The organism is Gaiella sp. (genome assembly GCF_057140465.1).
Map to the genome: position 1 here is coordinate 1 of NZ_DBNHWK010000045.1, position 18,871 is coordinate 18,871.

The 18,871-nt window shown below is 73.6% G+C and carries 17 protein-coding genes; 5 read left to right on the top strand and 12 right to left on the bottom strand.

Translation table 11 applies throughout. The features are described 5' to 3' along the window. Positions 1-10 precede the first annotated feature (10 nt). A complete protein-coding gene (locus AC162C_RS06480) occupies positions 11-214 on the bottom strand; it encodes a hypothetical protein (protein ID WP_484096846.1) in 204 nt (67 codons plus the stop codon). Between the two features lie 209 nt (positions 215-423). On the opposite strand from AC162C_RS06480, the gene AC162C_RS06485 reads away from it, so the two are divergent. Then, the gene (locus tag AC162C_RS06485; protein ID WP_484096847.1) at positions 424-753 is read left to right on the top strand and encodes an NfeD family protein; all 330 of its coding nucleotides are present in this window, start codon (positions 424-426) and stop codon (positions 751-753) included. Positions 754-811: 58 nt separating this feature from the next. On the opposite strand, the gene AC162C_RS06490 is transcribed toward AC162C_RS06485, so the two are convergent. Then, positions 812-1,582 (bottom strand): aspartate/glutamate racemase family protein, encoded by a 771-nt coding sequence (locus AC162C_RS06490; RefSeq protein WP_484096848.1) that lies wholly within the window; start codon positions 1,580-1,582, stop codon positions 812-814. A 202-nt stretch (positions 1,583-1,784) separates the two neighbouring features. On the opposite strand from AC162C_RS06490, the gene AC162C_RS06495 reads away from it, so the two are divergent. After that, the gene (locus tag AC162C_RS06495) at positions 1,785-2,444 is read left to right on the top strand and encodes an isochorismatase family protein (protein ID WP_462975616.1); all 660 of its coding nucleotides are present in this window, start codon (positions 1,785-1,787) and stop codon (positions 2,442-2,444) included. A 60-nt stretch (positions 2,445-2,504) separates the two neighbouring features. Here the strand turns inward: AC162C_RS06495 and AC162C_RS06500 are convergent, their stop codons facing one another. Then, complete coding sequence (locus tag AC162C_RS06500) at positions 2,505-3,728, bottom strand: bifunctional DNA primase/polymerase (protein WP_484096849.1); 1,224 nt, start codon at positions 3,726-3,728, stop codon at positions 2,505-2,507. A gap of 166 nt (positions 3,729-3,894) precedes the next feature. On the opposite strand from AC162C_RS06500, the gene AC162C_RS06505 reads away from it, so the two are divergent. Then, positions 3,895-4,404: a universal stress protein gene (locus tag AC162C_RS06505; protein WP_484096850.1), complete on the top strand. Its 510-nt coding sequence runs from the start codon at positions 3,895-3,897 to the stop codon at positions 4,402-4,404. 9 nt (positions 4,405-4,413) lie between these two features. On the opposite strand, the gene AC162C_RS06510 is transcribed toward AC162C_RS06505, so the two are convergent. The 5 genes from AC162C_RS06510 to AC162C_RS06530 form a co-directional block, all read right to left on the bottom strand. Continuing rightward, positions 4,414-5,163 carry a hypothetical protein gene (locus AC162C_RS06510; RefSeq protein ID WP_484096851.1) on the bottom strand — a complete coding sequence of 250 codons (750 nt, stop codon included), beginning with the start codon at positions 5,161-5,163 and terminating at the stop codon, positions 4,414-4,416. Next, positions 5,160-6,086 (bottom strand): ABC transporter ATP-binding protein, encoded by a 927-nt coding sequence (locus AC162C_RS06515; RefSeq protein ID WP_484096852.1) that lies wholly within the window; start codon positions 6,084-6,086, stop codon positions 5,160-5,162. Before AC162C_RS06515 ends, AC162C_RS06510 begins: the two co-directional genes overlap by 4 nt. Beyond that, the gene (locus AC162C_RS06520; protein WP_484096853.1) at positions 6,083-6,973 is read right to left on the bottom strand and encodes an ABC transporter permease; all 891 of its coding nucleotides are present in this window, start codon (positions 6,971-6,973) and stop codon (positions 6,083-6,085) included. The genes AC162C_RS06515 and AC162C_RS06520 overlap by 4 nt, the downstream gene beginning before the upstream one ends. 16 nt (positions 6,974-6,989) lie before the next feature. Then, complete coding sequence (locus AC162C_RS06525) at positions 6,990-7,871, bottom strand: ABC transporter ATP-binding protein (RefSeq protein WP_484096854.1); 882 nt, start codon at positions 7,869-7,871, stop codon at positions 6,990-6,992. A gap of 83 nt (positions 7,872-7,954) precedes the next feature. Further along, positions 7,955-9,649, bottom strand: coding sequence for an AMP-binding protein (locus AC162C_RS06530; RefSeq protein ID WP_484096855.1), 1,695 nt, complete (start codon positions 9,647-9,649; stop codon positions 7,955-7,957). Positions 9,650-9,806: 157 nt separating this feature from the next. Here AC162C_RS06530 and AC162C_RS06535 point away from each other — a divergent pair, with 157 nt between their 5' ends. Together AC162C_RS06535 and msrB are read left to right on the top strand one after the other, a co-directional pair. Next, the gene (locus tag AC162C_RS06535; protein ID WP_484096856.1) at positions 9,807-11,513 is read left to right on the top strand and encodes an MFS transporter; all 1,707 of its coding nucleotides are present in this window, start codon (positions 9,807-9,809) and stop codon (positions 11,511-11,513) included. A gap of 49 nt (positions 11,514-11,562) precedes the next feature. Beyond that, on the top strand, positions 11,563-11,964 hold the full coding sequence (msrB, locus tag AC162C_RS06540) for a peptide-methionine (R)-S-oxide reductase MsrB (RefSeq protein ID WP_484096857.1): 402 nt from the start codon (positions 11,563-11,565) through the stop codon (positions 11,962-11,964). A 9-nt stretch (positions 11,965-11,973) separates the two neighbouring features. Here msrB and AC162C_RS06545 read toward each other — a convergent pair whose 3' ends face one another. The 4 genes from AC162C_RS06545 to lon form a co-directional block, all read right to left on the bottom strand. Continuing rightward, the gene (locus tag AC162C_RS06545) at positions 11,974-14,154 is read right to left on the bottom strand and encodes a cyclic di-GMP-binding domain-containing protein, MshE-related (RefSeq protein WP_484096858.1); all 2,181 of its coding nucleotides are present in this window, start codon (positions 14,152-14,154) and stop codon (positions 11,974-11,976) included. 152 nt (positions 14,155-14,306) lie between these two features. After that, positions 14,307-17,111, bottom strand: coding sequence for a cyclic di-GMP-binding domain-containing protein, MshE-related (locus AC162C_RS06550; RefSeq protein ID WP_484096859.1), 2,805 nt, complete (start codon positions 17,109-17,111; stop codon positions 14,307-14,309). 83 nt (positions 17,112-17,194) lie between these two features. Next, positions 17,195-17,515, bottom strand: a complete 321-nt coding sequence (locus tag AC162C_RS06555) for a winged helix-turn-helix transcriptional regulator (protein WP_462973678.1) — start codon at positions 17,513-17,515, stop codon at positions 17,195-17,197. After that, on the bottom strand, positions 17,502-18,871 hold a 1,370-nt coding region (gene lon / locus AC162C_RS06560; protein WP_484096860.1), incomplete at its 5' end, for an endopeptidase La. The genes AC162C_RS06555 and lon, both read right to left, overlap by 14 nt.

Consider the following 18,871-nt stretch of genomic DNA (forward strand, 5'->3'; position numbering starts at 1 on the left):
CCCGTGGGGACTACCCCGCCTCCGCTACCGCCACCTGCAGCATCGCCGTCAACCGCCCCGACGGTGACCCCTCCAACCGGGTGGTCACCAGCGCCTCCCGGCCGTCCGCGAGGACGATCACGTCACCGGGCTCCAGGTTCGGGGCGGGGTGCTCGATCAGGCCGAGGTCGTCGGCGTTGTGGTCGTGGATGCGGTAGAGGAACGGGCCGGTCACGGGTCTCCGGCGTCTTGGCCCACGTTCGCCGAGTACTGGCGGCGGTGTGGTCGTGGACGCGAGCCGGGGCGGTCGCCGGGGCCGCCGTTGAACCCCCGCCCGACCGACCGCCGGCGACCTGGTCGTCGTCCCCCTTGCCGCCGGTGCACGTCCCGCCGGACATGCCCGCCGAGACGAGGCGGGAGCGGCGATGCCCTAGGCTTCGTCACGTGTTCTTCTTCCTCGCGATCATCCTCCTGCTCGTGCTGCCGTCGCCGTGGAACGTCGTCGGGCTCCTGGCCGGCCTCGCGCTCTTCGCCGGCGAGGTCGTCTTCTGGAACCGGACGGTGCGTGGACGACGCGTCGCGGTCGGCGCCGAGACCCTGATCGGCGAGACCGGCGTCGTCGTCACCGCATGCCGACCGGAGGGCCAGGTCAGGCTGCGGGGCGAGACCTGGGACGCGCGGTGCGACGAGGGAGCCGACCGCGGCGACGAGGTCGTCGTCACCGCGCAGGAGAGGCTCCGGCTCGTCGTCACGCGCTCCCTTCCGGCCGCCTGACCTGCCGTGTGCCTGGGCAGGCGGCCCGCCCGTCGCCGCGGGCGGTGACCGCCGTCGGCTAGGCCCCTGCCTCGTGCGCCGCAGCGGCGGCCATCATCGCCTCGAGCATCCCCGGCTTCGGCACGTGCGGTCGGCCGTAGGCCTTTCGGCTGTGGGTGAGGCCGAGCCCGAGCAGCATCTCCGCCACCTTGTAGGTGAGCGGGCCCGGGTTGATCACCGGCACCGGGAGCTCCTCCCGCAGGAACGGGACCGCCTGGTGCATCGTCGTCGAGCCGATGCAGATCACCTCCGCCCCGTCCTCCTCGATGCAGCGCATGCCCATGTCGCGGAGCTGCGGGAAGATCACCTCCTCCTTGCCGCCGAGCAGGTTCTCGGGATCGGGCATCGCGTTGATCGACCGGATCGAGACGCACTTGTCCGCGAGCCCGCACTCCGCCAGGCCCTTGCGGTAGAGGCCGATCCACGGGTCCCACTGCGTGAGGACGGAGAACGTCGACCCGAGCATCAGCGCGATCAGGTACGACGACCGCCCCGGGCCGATCACGGGGATGTCGAGGATCGACCGGAGCGCGTTCACGCCGGAGTCGCTCATCGTGTCGATGCAGACGGCGGCGTACCCGTCGTCCTGCGCCGTGCGCCCCGCCTCGAACATCGCCACGTCGGCCAGCGCCCAGTCGTGGTGGCTGTCGAACAGCGCCGGGCCGGCCTTCACCCCCCGGAAGTCCACGACGACGTCCGGGCTGAGCCGCACGTCGTCCATCTGCGCCGCCCTGTTCGCCATCCCCTCCTCGCCGAAGGCGAACGGCACGATCACCAGCACCTTGTCCACGGGCCACCTCCTCTGTTCGATACCGGAGGTCCATCCTTCCAGAGCCCGGGGTCGCTCGCCGCCCACGGCCGGCGCGCCTCGACGACGATCCGCCTCGCCGTCGCTCGCCGGAGGCTCGTCCGTTAGCGTCATGGGGAAGCACCCGGCGAGCACACCCGACCGTTCGAGAGGAGACATCGTGACGCCCGACGAGATCCGATCCATGCTCGACAAGATCTTCGACGCCGACACCGGCATCTACCAGAACCGTGGGTTCCAGCGCCGCGTCGGGTTCGGCGCCCGCCCGGCGATCATCCACATCGACCTCGCGAACGCCTGGACGCGGCCCGGGCACGCGTTCTCGTGCGACGGGATGGACACGATCATCCCGGCGGCGCAGGCGCTGAACGCGATCGGACGGTCGAAGGGAGTCCCGATCGTCTACACGACCACCGCGTACGAGATCGTCGACGGGCCGAACTCCGACATGGGCCTGTGGGTCGACAAGATCCCCGTCGAGCTGCTCGAGGTCGGCACCCCCGAGGTCCAGATCGACGACCGGCTCGGCCCCGCACCGGGAGAGCTCGTGATCACGAAGAAGCGTGCGAGCGCGTTCCACGGGACGAACCTCTCCAGCTTCCTCACGGCCCACGGCGTCGACACCGTGATCCTCACCGGCGTGACGATGGCGGGCTGCGTGCGCCACACGTGCGAGGACGCGATCTCCGAGGGCTTCCGCCCGATCGTGGTGCGGGAGGCGGTCGGCGACCGCGTGCCGGGCGTCGTCGAGTGGAACCTCTTCGACATCGACGCCAAGTTCGGGGACGTCGAGCCGCTGGAGCGCGTGCTCGCGTACCTCGACGGCCTCACGAGCGGCGGGTAGGCGGCTCCCCGGACACCAGGCCTTCGTGGGCTCCATCGGGCCGCGCGGCCGACGCGGCGTCTAGCCGATCTCCGGGAGGAGGACGACGACGCCGAACAGGCCGACGTCGTCGCGGCCGCGGTCCCAGCCCCCGCGGATCCGCGCGTGGCACGACGCCCGCCCGTCGTGGGACACCGCCTCCTCGACGGCCGCCCGGAAGCGCTCCGCGTCCTCGAGCTGGAGGCGCCCGACGCCGCGATCCTCGATCAGCACGCGCACGACGACGGTCTCGACCGGATCGTCGAGGTCGAGCTCGAGCTCCGCGACGGCCTCCAGGTCGACCCCGCCGTAGGTGCGTCGGCCACCGGCGAGCTCGAGCAGGGCGTCCTGGTGGAGCGACTCTCCCACCACCGGCACCTCGAGGTCGCCCTCGAGCGTCACCGGACGGGGCCCGCCGACGTGCCCTCGCCGGCGCGCCCGCTCGACCGGTCGTGCCGGCTCGCCGAGCAGGCCGAGCAGCCGTCCCAGCCCGCCCCCGCGGCGGCACCCGAAGCAGAACCAGCGGCACCCGTCGGCGTCGACGTGCAGCGACGGTCGCGTATCCGGATGGAACGGGCACAGGTAGTAGTGGTCGCCCGGGCGGAGGACGACGCCCGCCCGCTCCCACGCGGCGGCGAACTCCTCCTGCTCCCCCGTCGTCCGCACGGGCGGGTCGGCGAGCGGGTGCCGCGACCCGGCCTCGGGATCGCCGTGCGACAGCGTCTCGAGCCATGCGGGGAGCACTGCGAGCACGACCTCGTCGGGGCCCCTCCCCGGCCGCCAGGCGTAGCGGCCGCCCGAGGCGTGCACGCTCGGGGGCGCGATCACGATGCCCCGCTCCGCCTTGAGCTCGAGGCCCGGGCCGAGCACCGCCGAGGGCACCTCGTCCTCGACGGCGAACCACACGTGCCGGCCGCCGCCGCCGCTGCGGGCCTCCACGGTCGACGGCAGCGCACCCCACCGCTGCTCCAGGCGCGCGAGCGTCTCGTCCCCGCCGCTGCGCGGGTCGACGTCGAGGACGGCGACGCCCGAGACCGTCCCCGTCACGACGGCGACGTTCGCGTCCGGCCACCGCTCCCACGCCGACGATGCCTGCGCGGCGGTCGCCCGCTCGTGCATCGCGCTCTCCCAGCGCACCCGTGGGTGCTTCCCCGGAGCCGGGCACTCGCGCCGGCCGCAGGAGCACCGGCCGGCGCGAACGGCGTGCACGGGCACCACGGACCATCCCCGGCGCACGTACGCGAGCACGTGCCCGATCGTCTCCACGCTCCCGATGGTACGGCGGCGGAGACGCGAGCTCCCGGCGCGACCACGGACGCGCCCCCTTGCGGAGTCGGGAGTTTTCGGCAACCGGCTCCGCGCAGGCGCGGATGACGTGGCCGTCGACACGCGGCAGCCTGGAGGTGCACCCATCGACGAGAGGAGGCCTGCGATGAAGGTGTTGTTGGCGTACGACGGACGCGAGCGATCGAAGGGGATCCTGGACGAGGCGGCCCGCATGGGCGAGGCAGTCGACCGGACGGTGCTCCTCGCCGTCGTGTCACCCGGCGAGACGGCCACGCGCGGGGACGTCGCCGAGGAGCAGACGGCCGGAACCACGTGGGAGGCACACCCGGTCGAGGCAGCTCTCGCGGAGGCGCAGGCGCACCTGCGCGACCACGGCGTCGAGGCGGACGCCCAGCTGCGGTTCGGAGACCCGGTCGACGTCGTCGCGGACGAGCTCGCCCGAGGCGGGTACGACCTGCTGCTCGTCGGGACGCGTCTCCAGGGGACGCTCGCAGAGATGCTGCTGGGCGACGTCAGCCGCCGGCTCGTCGAGCGGGCACCCTGCCCGGTGCTCGTCGTCGGCGAGGAGTGGACGGTGCGGGTCGATCGACGTGCACCGCTGCACGCGGAGGCCGGCCACGTGCGGCTGACCAGCGTCGGCGGCATGCCCGCCTAGCCCGTCGACTCAGTCGATCTCGGCTCGCCGGTACCTGACGGTGGCGAGCACGGCGCCGACGGTCGCGAACGCGACGGGGACGACGATCGAGGCGGCCGCGGAGCGGTCGGCGTAGGGGATGTCGAGATCGGCCGCGCGCGCGACGAGCGACTGCGCGTAGCTGGCGATCGAGAGCCGTGCCGCGCCGTCGACGGCGCGCGCGAGGCCGTTCTCCCAGACGAGCACGTAGAGCAGGCCCCACCACAGCGCGCGACGCAGCCACAGGCTGACGGCGACGAAGGACCCCGCATAGGCGAGCACCGAGAGCAGCGCGGCCGCCACGAGCGAGCCGAGCAGCTCGCCGGCGCCGGCGACGACCACGGCGACGACGAGCGGCACCGCGACGAGCGGCAGCACGACGGTCACGGCGGCGAGGATCGCCGCGATCGGCAACTGCCAGCGCGCGACGGGCTTCAGCCACACGTAGACGAGCAGGCGGTCGTCGACGAGGTCTCCGATGCACGCGGTCGCCAGCCAGAGCGCCGCGAGCGGGAGGACGAGCCCGAGCCCGTAGCCGATCACGATCTCCGTCGCCGCACGCACGGGCTCGTCGTTGGCGCGCGCGAGCAGCCCGAGCGGGACGGCGATCACCCCGAGGGCGCAGATGCCCACGACGCGGAAGACGGTGACCTGCATCCGGAGCACGAGCCGGTAGAGGGCGACGAAGGACGCCCAGGACGTCGGCGCTGTCCGCGGCGCGACGGCCCCCCCGGCGCTCATCGCTCCACCAGGTAGCGGAACACGTTCTCGAGGCCCTCGTCGAGCGGCTGTACCTCGAAGAGAGTGACGCCCTGGTCGCGGGCGACCGGCGGGAGCACGCGCGCGAGCGTCCGGGCGTCCGCGGCGTCGAGGACGAGCCCGTCCTCGCCGTCGACGCGCGCCGCCACGAGCACCCCTTCGCGCAGGAGGGCGGCCGCGAGCTCGCGCGGTGCGCTGGCCCGTACCCGCACCCGCAGCGGGCGGTCGTCCATCAGGTCGCGGATCCGGTGGTAGTCGCCGGACGCGGCGAGCCGGCCCTTCGCCATCACGAGCACGTCCGACCCGAACCGCTCCACCTCCTCGAGGACGTGGCTCGCGACGACGACGCACCGTCCCTCGTCGCCGAGACGGTGGAAGAGCTCGATCATGTGCGCGCGCTGGCGCGGGTCGAGCCCGGCGAGCGGCTCGTCGAGCACGAGCACGGGCGGGTCGTGGACGATCGCCTGCGCGATCTTCACGCGCTGCCGCATGCCCTTCGAGTACGTCGGCAGCCGCCGGCGGTCGTCGGGGTCGAGCGCGACCGCACCGAGCGCGCGCCGGGCGGCGGCGTCGGCGTCCTCGACGCCGTGGAGCGTCGCGCACACCCGCACGAACTCACGGGCGGTCAGGGGCTCGAACACGGTCTCCTGCTGCGGGACGAGGCCGATCTCCCGCGTCACGCCGACGTCGCTGCGGGGATCGCGCCCGAGCACGCGCACCGAGCCCCTCGACGGCCGGGCGAGCCCGCAGAGCATCCGCAGCATCGTCGACTTGCCGGCGCCGTTCGGCCCGAGCAGGGCCGTGACGCCTGGGCCGACGTCGAACGTCACGTCGGAGACGGCGACGAGGCTCCCGAACCACTTCGAGACCCCCTGCGACCGGATCGTCGGGGAATGGGTGCTCATCGCGCCCTCCCGAGGCGGCGGTAGCCGAGCGAGCAGACGATCGCGCCCGCGAGCACCCAGCCGACCATCCCGGCGACGACGAGCGGCGTCGAGACGCGCTCGATCGGGATGTCGACATCGGAGATGGGTCGCGTCTCGCCGAACACCCGCCAGGCGAACTCCCCGGCCACCCCCGACGTGAGCACGGCGAGCTCGTCCGGGGCATCCGTGTTCTCCACCACGACGTCGACGACGATGTTCGGCACGAGGAAGAGCAGGACGGTCGAGACCGCGGCCACCGCCTTCCGCGAGGTCGTGCTCGAGACCCCCATCGAGACCGCCGTCGCGAAGAGGGCGACGCCGACGCCCGCGATCGCGATCTCGAGGAGGAGCTCGGGCACGTCGCGCAGCGGTGGCCCCGCAGCCTCGATCGTGAACGCGCCGAGCATGAACAGCTGTGGGCCGACGGTCATCGTGAGCAACACGGCCGCGACCGCCGCCCACTTCGCGAGGAGGTAGCGCCTGACGTCGAGCGGCCCCGCGAGGTAGAGGTCGAGCATCCTCGTGCGTCGGTCGGTGCAGAGCGCCTCGGGCGCGATGAACGCGGCGAAGAGCACGAGGGCCGTCGTGATGAAGCCGTAGTACTCCCCGTACGACGGGAGGATGTCGTCGCCGATCAGGTCGACGGGGAGGAACGCGGCGATGCCGACGAAGATCAGGGCGGGCACGAACGCGATCACGAGCGCGAGCCCCGGGAGGATCTTGTGCCGGAAGCTCCGGCGGAGCCCGAGGACGCGCTGCACGGTGTGGCTCCAGATCGTCACCGGGGCCCAGCCGGTGCCGCGGCGCGGGCCGTCGTACGCGCGGTAGCCGAGGTCGTAGATCCGTGCGGCGGGCTCGGTGCTCACGGCTGGCCTCCCCGCATCATCCGCTCGCCTCCAGGTAGACGTCCTCGAGCGTCTGCCGGAGCGGCCCGAGCCGACGGAGCCCGACTCCGAGCTCGGCGACGGCGTCGCGCACCGCATCGTGGAGCCGGTCGGCGCCGTCGACGACGACGACGACGCTCGCGCCGTCGACGACGGCGTCGAACCCTCGCGCCCGGAGCCGCGCCGCGAGCTCCTCGGGACGGCCGTCGACCGTCACGCGCAGCCGGTCGTCCACGCGCCGAAGGCCCGAGAGACGCCCCGATCGCACGACGGCGCCGCCGTCGAGGATGACGACGGCGTCGCAGATGCGCTCGACCTCCTCGAGCTGGTGCGACGAGACGACGATGTCGATGCCGAAGTCGCTGCCGATCCGCCCGATCAACGCGAGCATGTCGTCGCGCTGCAGGGGGTCGAGACCGTCCGTCGGCTCGTCGAGGAGGACGAGGTCGGGGTCGTGGGCGATCGCCCCGGCGAGCTTCACGCGCTGGCGCTGACCGGTCGACATCGTGCCGATCGGACGGAACCGCTCCTCGCCGAGGCCGACGTGCCAGAGCGCATCGTTCGCCCGCTGGATGGCGGCGTGCCGGGGGATCCCGTGGAGCTCGGCGAGGTGGCGGACGAGGTCGGCGGCCTGGACGTCCGGGGGGAGGTCGTGGTGCTCCGGGGCGAACCCGATGCGCTGCCGCACCCCGATCCCGGAGGTCCCGGGGTCCCCGTCGAGGACGGTCAGCTCTCCCTCGTCCCGGGAGCGCAGGCCGAGCATGACCGCGATGAAGGTCGTCTTGCCCGCCCCGTTGGCGCCGAGCAGCCCGGTGATCCCGGGGCCGATGTCGACGTCGAGCCGGTCGAGGGCCACCGTCGGCCCGTACCGCTTCGTCACCCCACGCGCGCGGACGATCGGCGATTCCGGCGACGCGGACATGCGCTACCGCCTGCGCGCCGGAGCGTGACGGGCCACGCCGGCTACGACGCCGTCCTCCCGGCGACGAGGGCCGGCGGCGCCGTCCCCTCCGTCTCGGCCGCACGGCCGAGCTCCTCGATCGCCCGCTCGCGGAGCAGGAACTTCTGCACCTTGCCCGTGACGGTCATCGGGAAGTCCTCGACGAAGCGCCAGTAGCGTGGGATCTTGACCGTCGCGATCCGACCCCGGCACGCGGCCTCGAGCGACTCGGGGGTCGGTGCCGCCCCTTCGGCCGGCCTGACCCAGGCCATCACCTCTTCCCCGTACCGCGCGCTCGGCACGCCGACGACGTAGGCCTCGGCCACCTCCGGGAGCGCGATCAGGAACTCCTCGATCTCGCGCGGGTAGATGTTCTCGCCGCCGCGGATGATCATGTCCTTGATCCGGCCGACGATGTCGACGTAGCCGTCCTCGTCCATCGCCGCCAGGTCGCCGGAGTGCATCCAGCCGTCGGCGTCGATCGCGTCACGCGTCGCCTGCTCGTCCTGCCAGTAGCCGAGCATGACGTTGTAGCCGCGCATGCACTGCTCGCCGACGACGCCGCGCGGGACGACCTCGCCGGTCTCCGGGTCGACGACCTTGATCTCGACGTGCGGATGCGGCCGCCCGACCGTCGTCACGCGCTTCTCGACCGGGTCGTCGGGTGCGGTCTGCGTCGCGAGCGGTGACGTCTCCGTCATGCCGCAGCCGATCGTCACCTCGGTCATGTGCATCCGCGTGCGGACGGCGTTCATCGTCTCGACGGGGCACGGCGCCCCGGCCATGATCCCCGTGCGCAGGCTCGAGAGGTCGAACGCGGGGAAACGACCGTCCTCGAGCTCGGCGATGAACATCGTCGGGACCCCGTACAGCGAGGTGCATCGCTCGGCCTGCACCGTCTCGAGCACGACGCGTGCGTCGAACGACTCCCCCGGGACGACCACGGCCGCCCCGCAGGTCATGCACGCGAGCGTGCCGAGCACCATGCCGAAGCAGTGGTAGAACGGCACCGGGACGCACACGCGGTCGCGCTCGGTGTAGCGGAGCTGGAGCGCCGCGAAGTACGCGTTGTTGAGGATGTTCCGGTGCGACAGCGTCGCGCCCTTGGGGAAGCCGGTCGTGCCGGACGTGTACTGGATGTTGATCGGCTCGCCCGGGTGCAGTGTCGCCTCGCGCGCGCGGAGCGCGTCCCGGGAGACGGCGTCGCCGTCGGCACGCAGCGCGTCCCAGTCGTCCTCGAGCACGATCGTGCGCTGCAGCGCGGGGCACGAGGGGCGAACCCCGTCGAGCATCGCGACGTAGTCGGTGCGGCGGAAGCCCCGGGAGAGGACGAGCGTGCTCACGCCGGACCGGGTGAGCGCGTACTCCAGCTCCGCCGCCTTGTAGGCGGGATTGACGTTGACGAGGATCGCCCCGATCCGCGCGGTCGCGAACTGCACGATCACCCACTCGAAACGGTTCGGCGCCCAGATGCCCACGCGATCGCCCTTCTCGACGCCTCGCGCGACGAGCCCCCGGGCCACGCGGTCGACCTCGTCCCACAGGGTCTCCCACGTCGCGCGGTACGCGTGCCCGCGGTCGACGAGCGCCTCGCGCTCGCCGAACCGCGCCACGGTGGCGCGGAGCCGCGCGCCGATCGTCTCCTCGAGCAACGGCACGGACGTCGGCCCTCGCCCGTGGGAGGGCTGCGGGCCGTCGGTCGCCGCCGCGTCGTCCATCCGCCTCCATTGTCGAGCCCGGCACCGCTCCTCGAATCGGGGGGACCTCGTACCGGCACCGGGGGGAACGCCGCGGCAGGGATCGGGGATCGACGACGGCCTGCGCCCGGGCGCGTGCCCGACGCCGCCCCGCGGCGGCGCCGACCGTGGACACGGGGTGGGTGAATGTGATTTCGTCTCCCGCCGTGACGCCCGGAGCGGTCAGCTGAACGGGATCCTCGACCGGGTCGGCGAGTCGGGCCGATCCCTCGCTCGGGTCTTCCGCAACCCGAACCTCCGGCGTCTCGAGCTGGCATTCGGCGGCTCGGTGGTCGGCGACTGGGCCTACGCGGTCGGCGTCGCCGTCTACGCGTACGGGGAGGGTGGGCCCGCAGCGGTCGGGATCCTCGGCGTCGTCCGCTACGTGTCGATGGCGCTGGTCGGGCCGTTCGCGTCGACGCTCGCCGACCGTCTGCCCCGCAAGCGCGTGATGATCTCGGCCGACCTCGTCCGCGCGGCGCTCGTCGCGGGCGCCGCGGTCGTGATCGCGGTCGACGGGCCGGCGCTCGCCGTCTATGCGCTCGCGACGGTGACGAGCATCACCGCCACCATGTTCCGCCCGGCACAAGCCGCCCTCCTGCCCTCGCTCGCGCGCGACCCGGGAGAGTTGACGGCGGCGAACGTCGCGTCGAGCACGATCGAGAGCATCGGCTTCTTCGCGGGGCCCGCGCTCGGCGGCCTGCTGCTCGCGATCGCGGACATTCCCGTCGTCTACGCGGTCAACGCAGCCACCTTCGTCTGGTCGGCGGCGATGATCGCCGGTATCCGCACGGTCGACGCGCCCGAGGCGGCGGCCGAGCCCGAGGACAGAGCCGCGACGCCGAGCTTCCTCCAGGAGTCGACGGCCGGCTTCCGGACGATCTTCGCCGACCGGTCGCTCCGGCTCATCGTCGGCCTCTACTGCGCGCAGACGGTCGTCGCGGGCGCGTCGCTCGTGTTCACGATCGCGATCGCCCTCGACCTCCTCGACCTCGGCGAGCCCGGGGTCGGGTACCTCGACTCGATCCTCGGCGTCGGCGGGCTCGTGGGCGGCTTCATCGCGCTCGTGCTGGCACAGCGTGGCCGCCTGGCGCTCGACTTCGGCGTCGGCGTCATCTTCTGGGCGGTTCCGCTGCTGCTGATCGCGGCCTGGCCGACGCTCGGGATGGCGTTGGTCGCGATGGCGGTGATCGGCGTCGCCAACCCGCTCGTCGACGTGAACGCCTACACGATCCTGCAGCGCGTCACGCGACCCGAGGTGATGGGCCGTGTCTTCGGCGCGATGGAGAGCGCGCTCATCGGCACGATGGCCCTCGGGGCGCTCCTGATGCCCGCGCTGATCGAGTGGGTCGGGCTGCGGGCAGGGCTCGCCGCGATCGGCGCCGCGGTGGGCCTCGTCGGCCTCGTCGGCCTGCCGGGGCTCCGACGCATCGACCTCACGGTGCTCGCCCCGCCCGGGCTCGACCTCCTGCGCGGGGTCGAGATGCTCGCCCGCCTGCCGGAACCGATCCTCGAGCGGCTCGCGCGCGCGCTCGTGCCGGTCGAGGTCACGGCGGGCCACGTCGTCGTCCACCAGGGTGACCCCGGCGACCGCGTCTACGTCGTGGAGAGCGGCACCGTGCAGGTGACGAAGGACGGCCGCCACATCGCCGACCTCGGGCCCGGGGAGGTGTTCGGCGAGATCGCGCTCCTCCGCGACGTGCCGCGGACGGCGACCGTCACCGCGATCACCGACGCGGTCCTCCAGTCACTCGAGCGGGACGAGTTCCTGCCGGCGGTCACGGGACACCACGACGTGCAGGAGGTCGCAGAGACCGCGATCACCAAGCGTCTCGCGATGCTGTGACGGAGCGCTCGGCGGCCGGGCCGCGCACGCGCGTGCGACACTGTCGGCGATGACGGAGCGAACGACACCGACGGACGCCGAGTGGCGCTCCCGCCTCACCCCCGAGCAGTACCGCGTGCTCCGCGAGAAGGGCACCGAGCGCCCCTTCACGGGCGCCTACTGGGACGAGAAGGCACCCGGCGTCTACCGCTGCGCCGGATGCGGAGCGGAGCTCTTCCGGTCGGAGACGAAGTACGACTCGGGGAGCGGGTGGCCGAGCTTCTTCGAGCCGGCGGCCGCCGATCGCGTGATCACCGAGACCGACACGAATCACGGGATGGTGCGCACCGAGGTGATGTGCGCCGCCTGCGGCGGGCATCTCGGGCACGTCTTCCCCGACGGCCCCCATCCGACCGGGCTGCGCTACTGCATCAACTCCTGCTCGCTCGAGCTCGACGCGCAGGGCTCCTGACGCACCGTCTCAGCGCTCGTCGTCGATCGACTCGGGGTGCTCGAGGCGCTGGAGCCGCCAGTCGATCGTCCCCATCATCCGCTCGAGCCGCCGGAAGACGCCGTCGCGAGACGTGCGCACGGACTCCTCGACCTCGTCGAGACGCGTCGCAAGGGCGCGGACGTCGGCCCGGGGCGCCGGTGCGCCGTTGCCGCCCGGTGCCGCGACGACGCCGCCGGCCTGGAGCTCGTCGACGCGCGCGGCGAGCTCCTCGAGCAGCGCGGTGAACTCACGCGACGACAGGGCCGAGGACACCGCGCGGCGGTGCTCGGCGAAGTCGTGCATCAGCCGCTCGACCATCATCCGGAGCCGCTCCACGTCCTGGTCGTCGCCGGTCGCCCCCGCCGCGGCGAGCGCATCGGAGACGGAGACCGGGACGCGGGCACGCTCGGGCTCGTCGAGCCGCGCGGCGACCCGATCGAGGCGGGCGTCGAGGGAGCCCAGGCGACCGGCGGCGTCCTCCTCCGCACGACGGACCTGATCGCCGAGCTCCGCGGCGCCACGCTCGAGCGCCGCCAGCCGCTCGGACAGCGCATCCGACCCTGCCGCGGCCCGCTCGCGCGCGAGGTCGCCGGCCTCGCGGGCGAGTGCCTCGACCCCCTCGAGCTGCGCCGATCGCTCCTGCTCGAGATGCTCGAGACGCGCGATCCGTTCGTCGAGTGGAGAGACGAGATCGCCCGGCGACCCCGCGTCGTCGACTCGGCCCTCGAGCACGTCGATGCGGGCCTGCAGCGCGTCGAGCAGCGCTGCCGCCCGGGGATCCCCGGCCGGTCGGTCGGCGACGGCGTCGACGCGCGCGGTGAGCGCCTCGATCGCCGCCCGGAGCTCGTCGATCCCCGTCGGTCGGGCCTGGAGCTCGCCGACGGCCTGCGCGAGCGCCTCGTGGCGCGCCGCGAGATCGGGGTCGGCGGATGGGCGCGAGCGGAGCTCGGAGACGTCGCGGGTGAGGCCGTCGAGCCGGGCGAGGAGCACGGGATCCGACTCCGCCGGGCCGCCCTCCCGCTCGACGGCGGCGCCGAGTCCCTCGACGGTCGCGCCGAGGTGGTCGAGGCGGACTGCGAGCTCGGCGACCCTGGTGTCGGTCTCCCCGTCGGCGACCGGGCGGGAGGAGAGGGCGTCGACGCGCGCGGTGAGCTCGTCGACGGCGCCCGCGAGGCCGCCGTCGGTGCGCTGGCGGACGGCGAGCTCCTCGACACGGGCATGCAGGGCGGCTGCGATCTCGTCCACCCTCGACCCGAGCGCAGCCACCTCGGCGTGAGTCGCCGAGACGGACGCGACGTCACCGGCGAGCGCGTCGAGACGCCGCCCGAGCCCGTCGATCGCGCTTGCGGGGTCGGGCCGCTCGGCCGCGGCCCGGGCGAGCGCCTGCACCGTGGCCTCGAGCGCGTCGACCCGCTCGGACGGAGCGAGGCCGGCGAGGAGGGGCTCGAGCGCCGCCACACGACGGGCGAGGCCGTCGACCGCCGCGGCCGGCCCCGAGCGCACCTCGGTCGCCAACGCCCCCAGCGCGTCGTCGGACTGCTCCGCCCGCCGCTCCATCTCGCGGAAGGCCTTCTCGACCGCCGCACCGAGTGCCGCCAGACGCCTGTCGACGTCGCCGACGCGCTCGGCGGCCGCCCGGGCGTCGTCGGACGACGGTGCCGTGTGCGCGAGCTCCTCGACCCGGGCCGAGAGCTTGTCGACGAGCTGTCGCACCTTGATCACGTCTCGGGCGACGTCGTGCTCCTGGAGGCCCGCGACGGCGGCCTCGACACCGGCGAGCCGGGACGCGAGCAGCGCACGCTCGTCCTCGTCCTCGCGGGTCAGCGGCAGCTCCTCGTACGCGCGGAGCCGCTCCTCGAGCACCCGCCGCGAGTTCCGAAGCTCCTGCAGCTCGACGAGCGGCGCGCCCAGCTCGGACGGCTCGGTCCCGAGCCCGAACTCGGGCGACACGCTGCCGATGTCCGACCACTGCTCCGCGAGCGCGCTCGCCAGCTCGAGCCGCGAGATCGCACCCTCCTCGACGAGGATCTGGCCGAGCGGCTTCCCGGAGTGCTCCTGTCGCTTCACGGCCTCTTCGAGCTTCTCGCTCGTGACGAAGCCGCGCTCGAGGAGGATGTCGCCGATCGTCCGTGTCGTGGGCGAGGCGCCCGAGGCGGCGGAACGGCTCACGGCGTTCCCTCCGATCCCGCGTCAGCACTCGCGCGGGCCGCCGTGTCGGGCGCCGCGGGTCGAGGACGTGTGGCCGAGGCAGCCGGAAGGCCCACGGGTCAGCTATCGGACGCGAGCGGGCCCGGCTCGCTCACTCGTCTCAGGGAGGGCCGTCAGACGCGCGGCTCGAGGTACACGCACGGTCGCGCGTCGAGCGGAAGCGGCGACGTCCCGACACGGGTGCAGACCAGCGATCGCCCGCCGAGCTCGATCTCCTCACCGACGGCCGGCGGGGTGCCGTCGAGTGCGACGAGGCGGTAGCCCTCGTCGGTCGGCGCGAACGCGACGTAGGCGGTGGCGAGCGCGAGGTGCTGCTCGACCGCGACGGCGTCGTCCCGCTCCGCGATCCGGACGTCGGCCTCTGCGATCGCGAAGCCGAGACGCTCGATCGACAGGCGGAGTGCGTTCCCGGAGTCGACGTACGCCCCTTCGGCCTCCGTGATGCGTTCTGCGAGCGCCGCCAGGCCCTTGCGCAGCGCCTTCTCGGTGGCCCGAACGTGCTCGTCGGTGACGGTGGCACCGGCCTCGAGTCGATGCTCGATCGCGGCGAGGCGCTCGGCCAGGCCGCCGTCCGCGAGTGCGCGCTCGACCTGCTCCAGCCGCCACGTCAGCGAGCCGGCGACGCGCTCGAGCTCGCCGGCCGACGCCTCTCCGGCGGCGATCGTGGCGCTCTCGACCTCGACGACCCGATCGGAGACGCGGCGGAGCTCCTCGATCGTGCCGGCACTGCTCGAGGCATTCGCACGGTCGGCCTCGTCCGCCCGCCGCTCGAGCCGGGCCAGCCCTTCCTGCAGCGACGCCGCGAGCTCGTCGAGGCGCATCGCGACCTCCGCACGCAGCGCGACGAGCTCGTGCGCGTTCCCATCGCCCACCGCGCGCGTCTCGGCGAGCCCGGCGGCGACGGAGTCGACGGAGACCGAGAGCCCGTCGAGCCGCTGCTCGAGCGCATCCGCCTGCTGCTGCAGTCCCTCGCCCCCGGCGGCTCCACCCTGGATCTCGTCGATCCGTGCGCCGATCGCATCGAGCACGCCCCACACCTCGGCGACCCGCGCCTGCACATCGCCGGTGATCGACGCCTGCCCGTCGCGAAGCGCGGCCTCGCGCGTGCCGATCAACGCCTCGAGGGCGGCGACCGCGTCGCGGAGCTCGGCGGACGCCGCCGACCGGGCCGCGTCGGCGGTCGTGATCGACTCCTGCACCCCCGCCGACAGCTGCGCGACCTGCGCGCCGAGATCGCCGGCCAGCGCCGTCAGCTCGATCCGCGTCGCGCCGTCCTCGACACGCCCGGCGAGCTCGTCCAACCGCCCCACGACCTCCGAGAGGTCGTGGACGGGCTCCACCTCTGCCGTCGCCCGGAGCGCCTCGATCTCTTCCACGAGCGCCCCGATTCGCGTCGCGTCCGTCTCGCGCGTCGCCGTGATCTCGGCGAGGCGCGACTCCAGCCGGCCGAGCCGGTCGCCGAAGAGCTCTTCTGCCGACTGCGCGAGCGCGCCGGTCCCGTCGCCGCGTCCGTCGAGCCGATCCTGGAGCGCCGCGAGGCGCTCCGCGGCCATGTGGGTCTCGTCGCGCAGCGTCTCGACGTCCCCGCTGCGCGCCGCATCGGCAGCGAGGGCGTCCAGGCGCCCCGCGAGGTCGTGAACCCGCCCGGTCAGCTCGTTCCCGAGTGCGCTGTTCGCGGCGACCGCGTCGAGACGGGCGTGGAGCTCCGCCAGCCCGTGGGCGGATCCGGTGCCGTCGTGGGCGGCGGCGGCGTCGCGCAGGACGGCGATCTCCTCTCGGATCCCGTCGAGGTCGGCGACGCGGGCGGTCTCGACGGCGAGCGCGTCGAGGCGCGAGCGGATGTCCTCGCCGGCCGCGGAAGCCCCCGTCTCCTCCGCGGCCGCGAGGGACTCGAGGCGATGCTCGAGACCGGCGACGCGCTCCTCCACGTCGCCGATCCCGGACTGCAATTCGTCGCGCGGGGCCGCCAGCTCGTCGAGCTCGCGCTGCAGGCGCCCCACGGCCCCCCGAAGGTCGTCGATGCCGTCGAGCGGGCCGAGGCGCTCCGCGAGCGCATCGAGCCGTGCTCCCAGCTCGGCCATGCCCCCTCCGAGGCGCTCCTCCACCGCGTCCAGCCGGGCGTGTGGCCCGTCGATGCGTGTCGTGACCTCGGCGACCATCGCCCGCAGCTCGTCGAGCGCGGACGCGTCGCTCCCGTCGACTCCGTCGAGCCTATGCTCGAGCGCCGTGATCCGTGCGCCGAGGGCGTCGGCCGCGGCGCGGACATCCTCACGCCACCGGTCGGTCGACGCTGCGGCCTCGGCCGAGCGAACCCGCCGATCGAGCTCGGCGACGAGGACGGCGAGGTCGTCGTCGTCCGTTGCGGCGGGGGTCGGCCCAGGCTCCGCTGCGAGCTCCCGCGGTGCGACCTGCTGCCAGGGCTCGATCGGCTTCGGATCGGGGGGGCGCAGCTTCTGCAGGCTCGCCCACTGGTCCGCGAGCGCGCCGGCCAGGTCGAGACGCGACAGGATGCCCTGGGACACGAGGATCTCTCCGAGCTTGGAACCGCTCCGTCGCTGCTCTTCGAGGGCGGCCTCGAGCTGTTCCTCGGTGGCGAGCCCCCGCTCGACGAAGATCTCTCCGAGCGGACGGCGGAGCGGCTGGACGGTGGGCACGACGTCGTCCGCCGGCACGGCGGGCTCCGGGGCCTCGTCGCCCACGTCCGCACGGGCGCCGCGCTCGGCCTCCGCCCACTGCTGCGCGAGGACGCTCGCGAGCTCTACGCGCGAGACGCCGAACTCGGCGACGAGGATCTCCCCCAGCTTCCCTCCCTGTGCATCCTGGAGCGCGAGCGCCTGCTGGAGCTGCTCCTCCGTGACGAGGCCGCGCTCCACGAAGAGCTCTCCGATCAGCCGGCTCTCGAGCATCGTCTCGCTCATGCCCCCTCGTATCGGCAGTCACTCGTTCGAGCTATAGGGGCAGTGAGCTCCCGGCCACGGGCCCATGGCCGCCGGTCGGAGGGTCAGCGAGGCGCCGCAGCCCAGGTTGCCAGCGCGTCGACCACGCGCTTCAGCCGCCGCCCGTGCGGCGTGAGCCGGTACTCGACACGGGGAGGTCGCGCGTCGATCACCGATCGGTGGAGGACGCCGGCCTCCTCGAGCTCCGTGAGTCGCTGGGCGAGCGTCGTCGGCGGGATCGGGCCGACCGCCTGGCGGAACTCGTTGAACCGGGATGCGCCCGCGTAGGACGCCCAGAGGATGGACACGGTCCAGCGGCGCTCGAGCACGCCGGCCGCATCCCTGACCTCGGAGGGAACCGGCGTGCAGCGCCTACAGCGTGACATGCGTGATCGGCTTCGGCTCGAGCGCGATCTCGAGCACCTCGTCGAGGGACATCACGGGGTGGAAGGCCATCTCCTCGCGCACGTGCTCGGGGACGTCGTCGAGGTCGGCGCGGTTGCGCTCGGGCAGGACCACGTCCGTCAGCCCGGCGGCGTGCGCGGCGAGCACCTTCTGCTTGATGCCGCCGATCGGCAGCACCCGGCCCTGGAGCGTCAGCTCGCCCGTCATGCCCACGGTGTGCCGTACCGGCCGTCCCGAGAGGAGCGACGCGATCGCGGTCGCCATCGTCACGCCCGCACTCGGCCCGTCCTTCGGAATCGCGCCCGCCGGGACGTGCAGGTGGAAGGAGCGCTCGAACGCCTGGTCGTCGATGCCGAGCGCATCGGCGTGCGAGCGCACGGCGGACATCGCGATCTGCGCCGACTCCTTCATCACGTCACCCAGCTGCCCCGTCAGGACGAGCTTCTCGCCGCCCCCGACCGCGGTCGCCTCGACGAACAGGACGTCGCCGCCAGTCGCGTTGACGGCGAGCCCGGTCGCGACACCGGGAACCGCGGTGCGCTCGGCCGCCTCGCGGAAGAACTTCTGGCGCCCGAGCGCCTCGCGGACGGCGGCGACGTCCACGGTCACGGGCGCCTCGACCCGACCCGCGGCGACGCTCGTCGCCGTCTTGCGGAGGATCGTCCCGAGCTCGCGCTCGAGCTGCCGGACGCCTGCCTCGCGCGTGTACTCGGCGACGACGACGGCCAGCGCCTCGTCCGTGATCGACGCCTCGTCCTCGCGCAGGCCCGCGCGCTCGCGCTGGCGCGGCCAGAGGTAGCCGCGGGCGATCGCCGCCTTCTCGTCCGGCGTGTAGCCGTCGAACCGGATCACCTCCATCCGGTCGAGCAGCGGGCCGGGGATCGTCTCGGCGATGTTGGCGGTGGCGATGAACACGACCTGCGAGAGATCGACCTCGACGTCGAGGTAGTGGTCGCGGAACGTGGCGTTCTGGGCCGGGTCGAGCACCTCGAGGAGCGCCGCGGACGGGTCGCCGCGCCAGTCGGCGCCCACCTTGTCGACCTCGTCGAGGAGGATCACGGGGTTCATCGCCCCGGCGTCGCGCAGCGCCCGGACGAGGCGCCCCGGAAGAGCCCCGATGTACGTGCGGCGGTGGCCGCGGATCTCCGCCTCATCGCGCAGGCCGCCCAAGCTCATGCGCAGGAACTCGCGCCCGAGCGCGCGCGCGATGGAGCGGCCGAGGCTCGTCTTGCCGGTGCCCGGAGGGCCGACGAAGGCCAGGATGCCGCCGGCCGCCTCGTCCCGCGGCTCAAGCCCCTCGCCGCGCTCGGCGCGGAGCTTGCGCACCGCCAGGAACT